The following is a 15,452-nucleotide window of genomic DNA, read 5'->3' on the forward strand; positions in this document are numbered from 1 at the left end:
GAAAAAGAAAACATATAGATCTTCTACACCTGATGAAACGGCTGAAAATAAACTTGGAAGAGATTTTTATGCAAATGCACCTAATAAGAAATGGACAACAGATGTAACAGAATTCAAAGTACCAGGTACACAGAAGAAACTCTATTTAAGTGCCATTCTGGATTTGTACGACAGATATCCAGTTTCACATGTCATAAGTTGCAGAAATGATAATCATCTGGTATTTAAAACATTTGAAAAAGCAATCGAAGCCAATCCAGATGCTAAGCCACTTTTTCACTCAGACAGAGGGTTTCAATATACCAGTAAAGTGTTTAAAAGAAAACTTATAGAACAGGAAATGGAACAATCTATGTCAAGAGTTGGACATTGTATTGATAACGGACCTACAGAGGGGTTTTGGGGCATTATAAAAGCTGAAATGTATCAAATGTATGAAATCACAGAGGAAGCTTCTTTAAGGCATGCAATAAATGATTACATACGATTTTATTCAACAAAACGACCACAAGATAGATATCATTGTAAAACACCTTTGGAAGTAAGAAATGAAGCGCTACAGTCAGAGATAATTCAGGAATATCCAATTCCTACGAATAAGAGAATTGAGAAATATAAAGAGAAATGGTGTGCATAGAAAAACGACCACACAAATCTGTGTGATCGTTCATCTGCATTTCATTTTAGATATTTAACCTGTCTACTTGACAGGGGGCATATCATCGGTGATACGGAGGAATCTGCCGTTGTTTTATTATCTTTTCTTTCTTATGGACGCGGGCGGGTTTAACGGATATAATAGATGAAAAGCAGCGGGGAAGAGAGCTGCCGGGTTAAAAAAGAGCGAAAAAGAAAGGTTGTTATATATGGAAAACAAACTGGAATCAAAAAAATGTCCTGTGGTAAAAAAATGCGGAGGGTGCGGCTGCAGAGGCATTTCCTATAAAGAAGAGACCGATATCAAGGAAAAGAAGGTGAGGAAGCTTTTAAAGGGAATCTGTAAAGTAGAGCCGATCATAGGCATGGAGAATCCCTATCATTACAGGAACAAGATACATGCCTCCTTTGCCCGCCTCCGGGACGGCAGTATAGTTTCCGGAAAGTATGCGGAGGGGACGCACAGAGTGGTGCCTGTGGATGACTGCCTGATTGAGGATGAAAAGGCAGATGCCATTGTGAGAGATATCAGGGGACTTTTAAAATCTTTTAAGATCAAGATTTATAATGAGGACAGCGGATTCGGGCTTCTGCGGCATGTCATGGTGCGCAGGGGATTCAGAAGCGGGGAGATCATGGTGGTTCTGGTATTGGTTTCTCCTATTTTCCCATCAAAGAATAATTTTGTGAAGGCCCTTAGAAAGCTCCATCCCGAGATCACGACCGTGATCCTCAATGTAAATGACAAGAGGACCAGCATGGTCCTTGGGGAGCGGAATATTACCATTTACGGGAAGGGCTATATTGAGGACGAGCTGTGCGGGTGTATTTTCCGCATTTCCCCTTCCTCCTTTTACCAGGTAAACCCTGTGCAGACGGAAAAATTATATGGAAAAGCCGTGGAATTTGCCGGGCTTACAGGGAAAGAGCGCGTGATCGACGCATACTGCGGCATCGGAACCATTGGCCTCATTGCGTCGAAACACGCAAAAGAAGTGATCGGCGTGGAGTTAAATAAGGACGCAGTGCGCGACGCGGGCATCAATGCAAAGAGAAACGGCAGCAAAAATTTCCGGGCATTTCAGGGGGACGCCGGCGCATTCATGGAGCAGATGGCCGAAGCGGGAGAACAGGCAGATGTAGTTTTCATGGACCCTCCAAGGGCAGGCAGTGATGAGGCTTTCCTCTCATCCGTCGTGAAGCTGGGACCGAAAAAGGTAGTATACATTTCCTGCAATCCGGAGACGCTGGCAAGGGACCTGAGATATTTGGTTAAGAAAGGGTATGAAGCGTTGAGGGCGGTACCGTATGATATGTTTGCTTGGACGGAGCATGTGGAGACGGTCTGTTTGCTGTCCAAGAAACCTTGATTTTATGCGGTTTTGCGGGAATATTTGACGGAAATGTAGTTGCGTTTTTTAAATAATAGAGATGGATAAGTTTCCGTCTGGGTGGGGAAGGGGTAACATCATGTGAGTATACAAAAGCAGTTTTATCTCGTGAAAAGGAACCATGGGGCAAACCACGCACTTTTTTTCAATGGTCAAGTCATATAGCAATAACCTATGTTAATAGATGGAGAGAAAAGTAATATGGAGACAAATCAATATAAAATAAGGTTAAAAGAATTAAATGAACTTTACAATATTGGAAAAAAGGTAAGTTTAGTTTCCGGAAGTAAAAGGGCAACAACTATAAAATCTGCGCAAGCTGAAAAGGTAGTAGAAAAGGTATTGTTGCATTGTAATAGTATTATCAAATTATTTAATGTTGGCCAAAATGAATATTCAGAATTAGATATAGCTTTAATTGCTTCAGCGACTAGAAATATAATGGATGCCGCTAATGTATATTTTTATATCTCAGAAAGAGGAATTTCTGCTGAAGAGTCGAACTTCAGATACAATCTACAACTTCTAAATTATAATAAAAATATTAAAGACATTTATAACAAATTAAATTTTCCAATGGATTGTTTCAGAATGAAACTGGATGATATGAGTTTTGTAATAGAAGAAATCAAAAATAGTAGTATATATTTAACAGCTAACAATAAAGAAAAGAGTATAATTCTTTCCGGAAAACAGTTTTATAACAGGAAAAGAGTTAAAATTTTTAGTCAGGACTTAGAATCAGCTATTTTTAATATATTGTCAAATAGTATACATAGCTTTTATATTGGATTAAGTAATAATTCTGTTGAAAAATCTTTGGTTTTTTCGAGTTATATTGATTCTTCAATGCTGAGCATTATATCTGTGGAGACAGCGATTATATATGTAGCAAATATAATAAATGACTATTTATTATTAAGGAGACAATTGAGTAAGATAGTAACACAACCAGAAAGAATCCGTATAAAAGATTTAATGAAAATAGATTATATTAGTAACTACTTGGAATTTAAGAAAAGCGAATTTGCTAAAGATATATTTTAAGGAATAAAAATACATTTCTTTGTCTATAAGATTTAGTAAAATAAAGTGTAATTTTTGTGGGAGGGGTAAATTTATTCATAAAGGGGTAAGAGGGGTAAAAATAACGAAAAAATTTACCTACCAGCATATTATGAAAATACTTCTGCCGTGTAGTATAAGAATCAATTTTCACCGCACGTGGAGACGGTAGTACGGATGACAAAAGTCAAGTAAGTAAAGTGTGGAAAGGCCTGATTTCAGGAACTGGAAGAGGTTGATAGCAAATCAGATATGTTTAGATTTCCTTTTGAAGATGGATTTCTTTCAAAATATCGAGATAAATTTCTGGATAACGTAGATGTTGCTAATAGTTTATTACAGGCATTCGCTTTGGTCAAAAAATGTATTCAGGAAGGGATAGCTCTTGATGAGAACAAGTTTGATAATACTCTTTAACCGGAATTCTTTATCTTTGCGTCGCATGGAATTGGTAATTGCTATTTAAGGCAGAGGTTATAACTATCGTTGAAAGATTAATTGGAGAAATAAGCGATTTGGATAAAAATGGAGATGATTTTCGGTATCCGACATCATATAGTTTAGAATATCGCTTTGACAAAAAAATATTGATATAAAAAATGTCTATGAATATCTTAAGGCAATGATAAATTTCCTTGATGGATGCGATTCTATGCTTGATGCAATTGTTGATTATCAAAATGAGATGAAAGCTGAGTATGACTCAGAGATAAGAGCAAATATGGACTGGTATTAAGTAGGTTATTATATTCGCGAAATTTACAAGGTCTATTATAAGGAAGGAGGCTATCCTGTAACCATCAAATCTCCCTGACGGACTGGACTACTATGTGATAAAGAGGAGTTCCTTGATGGGGTTCGTGAGTTTCATATCGGTGAATGGCGGACAAGCTATATGAATCCCTGCGTTCTTGACGGTACGCAGTGGGAGCTAACAATTGAGTTCTCCGACGGCATAAGTCATTTAAGACTGATGGCAGCAATGCGTACCCATACGACTTTGCAGCTTTACAGGAACTGCTTGGAGTTGACCCAGACGATAAGAAAGATACCGATGAATAAGAGAATGCGAAAAGTGCTTATTGTAAATTTTGCAACAACCAGTCAGTATTGTGCTTGGAATAGAAAGTGAGTTTATGATGATAGATTGGAGGAACGAATATGGCCAATAAGAAAAAAGATGAAATAACCATTCACAGTTCGGCAGCAGAATATTTGACCTATGTTGCAGCTGTCGGTGACAATGCTGACAGCATGGAAATACGCTATGAAGAAGAAAATATATGGCTGACACAGAAGATGATGGCACAGCTTTATGATGTGGATGTCCGCACAATAAATGAGCATATCAAAAAGATAATTTCTGATGGCGAGCTTACGGAGACAGCAACTATCCGGAAATTCCGGATAGTTCAAACCGAAGGATCGCGTCAGGTTAACCGCGAAGTCATTCACTACAATCTTCAGATGATTATTGCTGTTGGTTTTAAGGTGAACAATGACCGTGCTGTCCGTTTTCGTAAATGGTCAGGTCAAATTGTGAAGGATTACACCATTCAGGGCTGGACGATGGACAAGGAACGCTTGAAAAAAGGGCATATGTTTACAGATGAATACTTTGAGCGTCAACTGCAGGCTATCCGTGAAATTCGTCTCTCTGAACGAAAATTTTATCAGAAGATTACAGACCTTTATGCTACAGCCTTTGACTATGACAAGGATGCGAAGACCACCAGACAGTTCTTTCAAACTGTTCAAAACAAGATGCATTTTGCAGTGCACAGGCATACGGCAGCAGAACTGATTGTAGAGCGTGCTGATGCGGATAAGGAACACATGGGCCTAACTACATGGGATGCAGCACCGGATGGAAAAATTGTGAAATCAGATGTTTCGATTGCGAAGAATTATCTGAGCGATAAGGAAATGTCCTACATGGAGCGAATTGTATCCTTGTATTTGGATTACGCAGAATTGCAGGCAGAACGTCAAATTCCTATGAGCATGGAAGATTGGGCGAAACGCCTGGATGGTTTCTTGGAATTCAATGGAAACGAAATCCTTACAGGTGCAGGAAAAATCAGCGCAGAGCAGGCAAAACTTCATGCAGAGACGGAATTTGAAAAATATCGAATTGTACAGGATAGAATGTTCATGTCGGACTATGACAGATTTCTGCTTGAGATGGAAGAACAGTCAAAGGAGTCGTAATCTGTGTCGATATGTTCCCCTAAACGGAGAATGTTTAAGAAGCACTCAAAAACAGCATTGACCAATTCCCATTAACGTAAAATCCGATTGACAAATTCCCTAATACGGACGCTACGACTTGACATTCTTCCTGTCCTGTCGAGCCATGTGGAAACTGTTTGCCTTCTCACGCCAAAAGCTTATTAATATAAAGGCTGCCTACATCCATAGATAGATGAGGGTTCTAGGAAGCAAACACTGAAAATGAAGATTCTGTGAATGTAGCAGTGTTTCAATTTTAAATTTACACCGTGAAGCATTATGGAATAGGATTTTTAATAAGCAGTATATTACCAAAAAACATGAACAGATCCTGAAACCAGCGTTGGATATGGATTTTTCTGTGTAGCAGCAAATATCTATTAAGGAGCAAACACTATGTACAAATTAATCATTCTGGACTTGGACGGCACCCTTCTCCATACGGACAAATCCATCTCCCCATACACCCTTCATATCCTGGAAAATGCAAAGCCCGGGGTATCCTGATCGGCATCGCTACTGCCCGTGGGGAGACGAACGCGAAGAATTTTATTTCAAGAGTAAATCCCGACATCATTATTTCCAGCGGCGGAGCTTTGATCAGCTGCAGAGGGAAGTTCGTTTACGCGGCGGCCTTTTCTCCTGAGGAGACAAAAAGGATCATAGACACTGTCGGAATTCTTACAAACGGACAGAGTGAAATTACCGTTGATACGAGAACCGGCCACTACTGGAATTATAAAACAGACCCACACGAGATATATCCTGACTGGGGGGAAGTGATCTACACGGATTATAAAGATTTTCACGGAGAGGCCCTTAAAATTTGTGTGGAAACCACTGACCGAAAAACAGCCGAGAAAATTGTCGAGAGTATCGGAGATTGTGATTTCGCCAGATTTTCAGACGGTGACTGGTATAAGTTCACAAAGGCCAGCGCCACCAAGGCGAATGCACTGCGTAAGGTTTCCGGGATGCGGCACCTCACACTGGATGAAATCATATCTTTTGGAGATGACTACGCAGATATGGGAATGCTTCAAATATGCGGCAGGGGAGTTGCCATGGGCAATGCCATTGAGGAAGTAAAACAGGCCGCCGATGCCATAACGGACAGCAACGATAACGACGGAGCAGCCAAATATCTGGAAAAATATATACTGGAAAAAAATGAACTACCTATCTAAAAACTGCACTGACAGCCACATTGCATTATTTTTTGCAAATGCAGTGCATCAGATACAGGGTAGCGGAAGGCAATTGTTTGAGCTTGCAGCAAATGATAATTTTACCCGCCGCATACCGGTAAACCATGGAGAAAAACACCCCTGTTCTGCAGACAACAGGGGTATGATTTTCTTTTCCTTTTCTCCGGCATATGGTATAATATTTTTTATGTAAGATAAAAAATTTGAGTGGAATTGGGCTGCTGTCTGTCTGGACAGGCCAATGCCATGACAGCGGGGGTAAAGAATGTCAAAGATTTTGAACAGGGAAAGAAAAAAGTCCATATCCACAAGAATAACCGGGAGTCTGCTGATCGTCCTGGTTCCGTCACTGGTCATATTGATCGTCATTTCCTGTATCATGGCGGCAAGCACCATTTCAGATCTGAATGATGATCTTCTGGAGGTACAGACGGATTACGCAGTTTCCATTGTAGATGATTTTTTCAGCAGTAAGGTGACAGCAGTCAGTATGTTTGAGGAGAGTGATGACCTCCAGTCTTATTTTAAAGCTGTGCATAGAGCTGAGGATATTGACAGTTATAAGGAAAAGGATGTGGTCTTAAAAGAACTGTCCGGCGCGTTGGAACGGATGGCCGGGGAAATGGTTCTGCAGGTATGGATCGCAGATGAAAAGACAGACAGCTATCTGCTGGCTGACGGGAATGTGGTGGATGCGAATCTGGCAGATGTGGTCTGGCGCCAGCCGGTGCTTGAAGGGAAGAAGACCGTGGTGTCTGAGCCCTACCTGGACCCGGCCACAGGAGAATCCATAGTTTCCGTGGTGTCCCCTGTTTTTTCTGAGGACAATACAGACGTTTTGGGATTTTTCGGGTTTGACCTTTATGTAAGCAGCCTATCAAAGCTTCTCTCGGAGATAAAAGTGGGTGAACACGGATATCTGGAGGTGTTGTCCAACAGCTCAGATTACATATACAGTGATGATTCCACGGCAATGGGGAAAAATGTCAGGGAACTGGACATAACAAATGAATATAAAGAAAAAGTGGAAGACAATTACAGCGGTGTCTTCAATTTTGACTACAGAGATACTGCCTATACCTCCATGTTTAAAAACTGTGAGACAACCGGATGGCTGGCAATTGCCACGCTGCCCCTGTCAGAAGTGAATGCCACACGCAATCATCTGATCGCGGTACTCGCTGTTCTGTCAGTTGTTGTACTTGGACTTCTCACTGCGATCGTCATGGTGATCACCCGCAGGATAATGAAACCACTTGCGGAAATCAGCAGTGGTATGCAGGAATTTTCCAGAGGCAATCTGGAAGTGAACATCAAGGAGTATGGAAATGATGAGATCGGGCGTCTGGGAGCCAGTATTCGCTCTTCAGTCAGCACTTTGAAAGAGATGATACATGATATTTCCTATATTTTGAGTGAGATCTCAAAGGGGAATCTGGACCTGACGGTGAAAGATAATTATATCGGTGATTTCCGGTTCATCCGGGAGGCACTGGAACAGATCATAGAGTCACTGAATTTGACTCTGGGCCAGATCAATGTTTCCGCGGAACAGGTATCCTGCGGTTCCGAACAGGTATCAGAGGGTGCGCAGTCCCTTGCCCAGGGGGCATCGGAGCAGGCCGGAGCTGTGGAGGAGCTGGCGGAGAGTATTGGAGAGATATCCGGACAGGTGGCGGCAAACGCGGACAGCGCCGCTGATGCCAACAGCAGAGTAGCCGAAGTGGGCAGGGAGGCGGCCAGGAGTGACAGCCGTATGCAGGAAATGCTGGCCGCAATGCAGGAACTCAGAGAGAGTTCGCGCGAAATAGGCAATATAGTGAAGACCATTGAGGATATCGCGTTCCAGACGAACATACTGGCATTAAACGCTGCCGTGGAGGCAGCCAGGGCCGGGGAGAGCGGCAGAGGGTTTGCCGTGGTCGCAGGTGAGGTGAGAAACCTTGCAACCAAGAGCGCGGAGGCATCCAGAAACACTACAGCACTGATTGAGAGCTCACTCAGGGCAGTGGAAAATGGCGCTGCGCTTGCGGAGGAAACGGCGAAGACATTAAGACGTGTGACGGAAGGGGTCAGCGGGGTGGCTGAGACCATCAACAGGATTTCCGAGGCATCGGATGAACAGGCCCGCTCTGCAGAGCAGGTGGCGCAGGGAATTGAGCAGATTTCCAGTGTGGTTCAGGTGAATTCCGGCACAGCGGAGGAAAGCGCAGCTGCCAGTGAGGAGCTTTCCGCACAGGCACAGCTTTTAAAAGAGCTGATTGGAAAATTTCGGTTGAAAAACAGATAAATAAAAACGGAGCCGGGAGGCATTACGATACTTACCAGGTTCGTAAATGCCTCTCTTTTTTCTTATTGCAGCAGGTAGGCGGCTAATCATGTGTTACATAATCGGAAGGAGGAGGGAAATGCATGTCCATGGATAATTTGATGAATCTGCTGGATTCTTTGCGTGAAACAAGCATTTATGTCATAGAGGAGAAGAGTCACCGGCTTTTATATGTTAACCGGCGGTGCAGGGAGACAGGCCGCGGCAGGGCTGTGCAGGGGGCAAAATGCCATGAGATCTGGCCTGAGTTATGTGCTAATTGTCCTGTGGAAGCTATGGGAGACAGCGGTTCCAGCCATACGGTGTGTTATGATCCGCTGCTGAAGACCACAGTTGATGTGACGGCGGACCGGATAAACTGGGATGGCCGTATTCCGGCTGTGGTGGTCACATCCTCCCCTCACCGCCCGAGCTTTGAGGAAAAGCAGTGGATCCAGAATATTGAGCAGATGTACGCCCAGAGCCTGGTGACCATTTTCGATGAATGTATCATAGCGAATCTGACCGGGGATTATTATATGAATTGTCAGAAAGATGCCATGTGGACGGATATACCGGAGCAGGGCAATTTCGAAGCGGAAAATCAGAAGTATTCCCAAAAGGTACTGCACCCGGATGACCTGGAGCTTTTCAATGAGAACTTTTCCAGGGAGGCCATGCTCCGTCTGTTCGGTGAAGGGAAAAAGCAGATCTCCAGGCGTATGCGCCGTCTTACCGCGGACGGCACTTATCATATGGTGGAATTTACGGCAGCCAGGGTGGATGAACTGGGGGAAAAGGAGTGCTGGTGTATTCTGGTATTCCGTGATATACAGGACGAATTTCTGCAGGAACAGCAGCGCAATCTGGAAATCACACAGCTTGCCACAGCGGCAGGGTTTGCATATCAGATGCTCATATCCATTAACCTGACGAAGAAGACTTATCACATGCTGGAATATGAGCGCTATCCTGTTGTCCGCCCCGGGATGGAGGGGAATTTTGATGACTTGATTGAAGCCGAGCTTGCCACTGTCCACCCGGATCACCGGGAGGAATTTCGTGAGAAGTTTTCCTATTTTTCCCTGGTCCATGCGTTTTCCAGAGGAGAGCGGATAGTCTCCATGGAGGTGCCCCATCAGGGGGAAGACGGAAAATATCACTGGTATTTTACACAGGTAGTGCGTGTGGACAGCCCCTACTCCGATGATCTGATCGAGATCACGCTTTCCCGAAATATTGACGGAGAGCGCAGGGCGCAGCAGGAAACGCTGGAGAAGGAGAGGCGCGCAAAGCAGCTTTTGGAGGATGCACTGCGAAAAGCGGAGAAAGCCAGCCAGGCAAAAAGTGATTTTTTGTCCAGAATGAGCCATGATATCCGTACGCCGCTGAACGCTATTGTGGGAATGACAGAACTGGCGCAGCTTCATTTGGAAGAAACAGAAAAATTAAAGGATTATTTCACGAAGATTCAAAGCTCCGGCGCCCATCTGCTCGGATTGATCAATGAGATCCTGGATGTCAGCAAGATAGAGAGCGGCACGGTTGAGATCGAGGAGAGGGAATTTGACCTGGACAGTCTGGTAAAAGAGGTTTCAGAGATGGTGCGCATGTCCCTTGAAAAGAAGAAGCAGATATTCTCAGCTTCGGTGGAGGAAGGCACACATACCCAGGTGCTGGGTGATGCCAGAAGGCTGAAACAGGTGCTGGTGAATATTCTGGAAAATGCATCAAAATATACGGACCGGGGAGGACAGATCTCTCTTCTTGTCCGGGAGACACAGAAGGAGGAACAGGGAGCCGGAACATACCAGTTCCTGATTGAGGATAATGGCATCGGTATGAAGCCTGAGTATCTGGAACATATCTTCGAGCCTTTCAGCAGAGCGGAGGACAGCCGGACCAGCAAGGTTACGGGTACCGGACTGGGCATGACGATCGTGAAGAACCTGGTTTCCATGATGGATGGGACCATTGATGTGGAGAGTGTATATGGAAAAGATTCCAGATTCCTGGTCACACTGTGTATGACAAAATGTTACGGCACCGTCACGGTTCCTGTGGAGGGACAGATGGAGGATATATCCGGGTTTTCTGCTCTGCGGGCACTGCTTGTGGAGGACAATGAGCTAAACCGCCAGATCGCTGTGGAGATGCTGGAACTTCTGGGTGTACAGGTGGAGGCTGCAAAGGACGGACAGCAGGCAGTGGAAGCTGTCTGCAGCCATCCCCTTCTTTACTATGATATTGTCTTCATGGATATACAGATGCCGGTGAAAAACGGATATGAGGCTGCCCGGGAGATCCGGGATTCCGGCATGGAACGGATTAACGAGCTTCCCATTCTCGCCATGACAGCGGATGCCTTTGCGGAAGATATCAAAAGCGCACGGCTGGCAGGCATGAATGGCCATCTGGCAAAACCGATTTCCATGGAACAGTTAAAGAAAGCTCTGGCAAACTGTTTTATATGGAAAAAGAAGAATCAGTGGGGAGATACGGAGGAAACCAATTGATCCGGAAACAAGGTTTTCAACAACAAGTATACGAAAGACACGGCGGTCCGGACAGCAGAAAGCATAAAATGACAGGACGGAATCTCCTGGATGTATTAGAGTATAGACAGGAGGTGGAAGCATGGAATGGACGGAATGTCTGAAAGGGGCAGTAAAGTTTATAGAAGCCCATCTGCTTGAGGAGATAGAGGTTAAGGATGTGGCAGCTGCTGTATATATGTCCCCTTTTTATTTCCAGAAGGGGTTCAGCATTATGACAGGCTATTCAGTCGGTGAATATATCCGGCAGAGACGCCTGTATCTGGCAGCGCTGGATGTGCTGGCCGGACAGGAAAAGGTGATAGATCTGGCATACAAATACGGCTACAGTACGCCGGAGAGCTTTACCAAAGCATTCAGCAGATTTCACGGAGTGCCGCCTATGCAGCTCAAGGGCAGTGCCGGGAAAATGAAGGTGTTTCTTCCTCTGAAAATCACAGTGACCATACAAGGAGGAGACAACATGGATTACACGGTTGAAAAGATGGAACGCATGCAGGTCATCGGCCTGGAGTGCGCAGTGCGTTATGACAGTTCCTATCAGGAAATTCCGAAGCTGTGGGATATATTCAGCAGGGATTACTGCTCATCCGGCAGAGAAGAAAGTGCAGCCAGCCGGACAGTAGAGCGATGCGGCATCGGGGAATTCGGTATCTGCATGGAGACAGAGGACAAGGGCAGCGAATTTAAGTATCTGATAGCCGGCAGATATGACGGCGGGGAAATCCCGGAGGGGATGAAAGTGCTGGAGATCCCTGCTATGGAGTGGGCAAAGTTCTGCTGTACCGGTCCTCTCCCGGGAGCACTGCAGACGATCAATACAAAAATATTCCACGAATGGCTTCCCGGCAACCCGGATTATGAGATCGCGGCGGGAATCAATCTGGAATGGTATTCCATGGGAGACTGCAGTTCCCAGGATTATGAAAGCGCAATCTGGATACCGGTCAGGAAAAAATAAATAATGCAGTCATTACATGATTTTTCGGAATTATGGGATGACTGCATTATTTTGTGTTATAATAAAAGGAATAATGACTGATACCGGAAGAGGATGGAAAATGGGAGATAATATTTTTCTGAAAAACAGTAAAAAACCGGAGTTATCCGATTATATGAACTTTAATGTACAGGGCCGGGGGAATCTGGGCGATGACATACCGCTGGCTGTATACCGGCTGATGGAATTTTCACTCCGCGAGCAGCTGATGGAGCAGCTTGGCAGGGAGGAGCAGATACAGATATTCAGAAAAGCAGGGTACCGTGCCGGGGTGTATTTTGCAGAAAATATGCTGGACATTTCTCTGTCTTTGAATGAGTTTATAGCAGGGCTTCAAAGACGCATGGAAGAATTGAAAATAGGGGTGCTTCGTGTGGAGAAGCTGGATAAGGAGACAGGAAAGATCGTGCTCACAGTCTCAGAGGACGCGGATTGCTCCGGGCTGCCGCTTCTGGGGGAGACCGTGTGCAATTATGATGAGGGATTTATCTCAGGAATCCTGTCTGCCTATATGGGAAAAGAGTATTCGGCTGTGGAGATTGACTGCTGGGCTACCGGGGACAGAGTGTGCAGGTTCAGTGCCGGTCCAGAAGAATGATGAGGTGCGGGCATGGAAAAGGATAACTGTGAAATGCTTTTTGAATATTTGAAAAGCATACTTTACGATTCACCCATCCGGCCTCTGCATGTGGAGGAGCTGGATGCCCCGTACCGAAAACTGGGACTTGGGCTTCAGTATCTGCAGAAGGCCGTGGAGGAGATGCAGGCATATACAAAAGACCTGTCCCAGGGAAACCTGTCAGGGGAATTCCCGGCCAGGGATAATTTTCTGTGTGCCAATCTGAAGAATCTGCATGCCAATCTTAACCATCTGACATGGCAGGCAAAGGAGGTGGCGGCGGGTGATTATTCCCAGCATGTCTCCTACCTGGGAGAGTTCTCAGAAGCCTTCAATACCATGACTGCCCAGCTGAAGGAACGGGAGGCGCTGTTGAAGGAAGAGACTGCCAGAGTGCAGAAGCGCGCGGAAGTCATAGAGGGGTACAATGAACTGCTGGTGGAACTGACCACAAAAAGGAATGAGTGGATACTGGTGGTGGACGCAAACAGCAGGGATATTGTATACTGCAATAAGAGAAAAGATGAAAAGAAGATAGATCCGGAATTCTGCCATATCTGCCAGCACAGGCTGTCCTTCAGGAATAAGATCCTGAACTGGCAGGAAAGCGGTCAGTACAAGGTCTGGGAGATGGGAGATGAGGAGCAGGGTTTCTACCGCATCACTACATTTCTCATAGAGTGGCAGGGAAGAAATGCCTATGCCCACATTGTGGTGGATATCACGGATGACAAGAAGGCAGCCGACAAGCTGACGAGCAAGGCCTACTGTGATCCGGGAACGGGAATACAGAACCGGCTGTTTTTTGTGGAATATATGGAAAAGGTGCTGGAGGAAAAGCGGGATATTGTCCTGTGCTATATGGATCTGGACGGACTGAAATATGTCAATGATAGATTTGGCCACAGCGAGGGGGACGCCTATATCCACAGTTTTGTGGAAGCAGTCCAGAAATCTTTCAGAAGTATGGATGTCTTTGTACGGATCGGTGGGGATGAGTTCTGTATCGTCATGTCAGAAGGCGAGAAAAGGGCGGCGGAAAAAAGGCTGGCTGATCTGCTTAAGGATTTTGTCAAGACGAATACCAGACCATATCCCGTGAGCTTCAGCTACGGTGTGGTGGAGATAGAGGGGAAGAAAAACAGCCTTGGCCTAAAAGAGATTGTCACCATGGCAGATGCCAGAATGTATGAATGCAAGAAAATAAATAAAGAACAATATCACAGGAACATATAAGGTTCCGACAGATATGGAAAGGTGTAGAAAAGATGAGATACAGAGCGCTTGGAAAGACAGGGCTGAAGGTCAGCGAGATCGGACTGGGGGCAGAGTGGCTGGAGCGCCACAGCGCCCGGGAGGTTAGTGAGGTGATTTTACACTGTGAGGAAGCGGGAATCAATATTCTGGACTGCTGGATGTCAGAGCCGAATGTAAGGTCAAATATCGGGGCAGCCATCAAAGGCAGAAGAGAGCGTTGGATCATCCAGGGACATCTGGGGTCCACCTGGCAGGGCGGACAGTATGTAAAAACACGTGACATAGAACAGGCAGCCGCCGCCTTTGATGATCTGCTGAAGCGTCTGGGAACGGATTACATAGATTTGGGCATGATTCATTTTGTGGATGAGGAGGAGGAATTCCACCGCATCATGGAGGGGGAATTCTATGCGTATGCCGGGGAATTGAAGGAGAAGGGAACGATCCGGCACATCGGAATGAGCACCCACAATCCTGCGGTTGCAAAGATGGCAGCTGAGAGCGGAAGGATCGAGATGATTCTGTTCAGCATTAATCCTGCCTTTGACATGCTTCCTGCCAGTGAGGATATAACGGAATATTTTAAGGAAGACTATGAGGAAGAGCTGGGAGGTATTGCGCCTGAACGGGCAGAGCTGTACAAAATCTGTGAGAAAAACGGTGTGGGAATCACGGTTATGAAGGGATATGCCGGGGGACGGTTGTTTTCTGCTGAGACTTCCCCATTCAAAACTGCGCTGACGCCGGTACAGTGTCTGCACTATGCCCTGACGCGTCCTGCAGTTGCCAGTGTGCTGGCAGGATATGACACACCGGAACATGTGGATCAGGCTGTGGCCTATGAAACTGCCTCCGAGGAGGAGAAAGACTATGCCACGGTTCTCGCCAATGCCCCGGCCCATGCCTATTACGGGCAGTGTACCTACTGCGGACATTGTGCGCCATGTCCCTCAGGGATTGACATTGCAATGGTCAATAAACTGTATGACCTGGCAGTGATGCAGCCTGAGGTACCGGCATCTTTAAAAGCCCACTATGACGGGCTGTCCGCAAACGGTGGGGACTGCGTGGAATGTAAAAGCTGTGAAGCTAACTGTCCCTTTGGCGTAGTCATTACGGAAAAAATGAAAAAGGCGGAGATACTTTTCAGATAAAGTCTG

Annotated in this window: 10 protein-coding genes and 1 pseudogene; all 11 read left to right on the top strand. The window is 45.3% G+C overall.

What is annotated here, in order from left to right; translation table 11 throughout:
* On the top strand, nt 1-637 hold a 637-nt coding region (locus tag WMO65_RS03605; protein ID WP_349063667.1), incomplete at its 5' end, for an IS3 family transposase.
* Between the two features lie 229 nt (nt 638-866).
* Nucleotides 867-2,027, top strand: coding sequence for a 23S rRNA (uracil(1939)-C(5))-methyltransferase RlmD (gene rlmD / locus WMO65_RS03610; protein ID WP_148393935.1), 1,161 nt, complete (start codon nt 867-869; stop codon nt 2,025-2,027).
* 222 nt (nt 2,028-2,249) lie between these two features.
* Nucleotides 2,250-3,095, top strand: a complete 846-nt coding sequence (locus WMO65_RS03615) for a hypothetical protein (RefSeq protein WP_148393937.1) — start codon at nt 2,250-2,252, stop codon at nt 3,093-3,095.
* A 1,179-nt stretch (nt 3,096-4,274) separates the two neighbouring features.
* Nucleotides 4,275-5,324 carry a virulence RhuM family protein gene (locus WMO65_RS03620; RefSeq protein ID WP_148393938.1) on the top strand — a complete coding sequence of 350 codons (1,050 nt, stop codon included), beginning with the start codon at nt 4,275-4,277 and terminating at the stop codon, nt 5,322-5,324.
* A 417-nt stretch (nt 5,325-5,741) separates the two neighbouring features.
* Nucleotides 5,742-6,532, top strand: a pseudogene (locus WMO65_RS03625) (HAD family hydrolase).
* Nucleotides 6,533-6,818: 286 nt separating this feature from the next.
* A complete protein-coding gene (locus WMO65_RS03630; protein WP_148393939.1) occupies nt 6,819-8,843 on the top strand; it encodes a methyl-accepting chemotaxis protein in 2,025 nt (674 codons plus the stop codon).
* 122 nt (nt 8,844-8,965) lie between these two features.
* Nucleotides 8,966-11,377, top strand: coding sequence for an ATP-binding protein (locus WMO65_RS03635; protein ID WP_349063670.1), 2,412 nt, complete (start codon nt 8,966-8,968; stop codon nt 11,375-11,377).
* 121 nt (nt 11,378-11,498) lie between these two features.
* Nucleotides 11,499-12,377, top strand: coding sequence for an AraC family transcriptional regulator (locus WMO65_RS03640; protein ID WP_103732837.1), 879 nt, complete (start codon nt 11,499-11,501; stop codon nt 12,375-12,377).
* A gap of 100 nt (nt 12,378-12,477) precedes the next feature.
* A complete protein-coding gene (locus tag WMO65_RS03645) occupies nt 12,478-13,014 on the top strand; it encodes a V4R domain-containing protein (RefSeq protein WP_148393941.1) in 537 nt (178 codons plus the stop codon).
* 12 nt (nt 13,015-13,026) lie between these two features.
* A complete protein-coding gene (locus tag WMO65_RS03650; protein WP_103731764.1) occupies nt 13,027-14,271 on the top strand; it encodes a GGDEF domain-containing protein in 1,245 nt (414 codons plus the stop codon).
* 32 nt (nt 14,272-14,303) lie between these two features.
* Entirely contained in the window at nt 14,304-15,446 is a 1,143-nt protein-coding gene (locus WMO65_RS03655) for an aldo/keto reductase (RefSeq protein WP_033142309.1), read from the top strand.
* The last annotated feature ends 6 nt before the right edge of the window (nt 15,447-15,452 follow it).

Source organism: Blautia caccae (assembly GCF_040095955.1).
Classification (GTDB): Bacteria; Bacillota; Clostridia; order Lachnospirales; family Lachnospiraceae; genus Blautia; species Blautia celeris.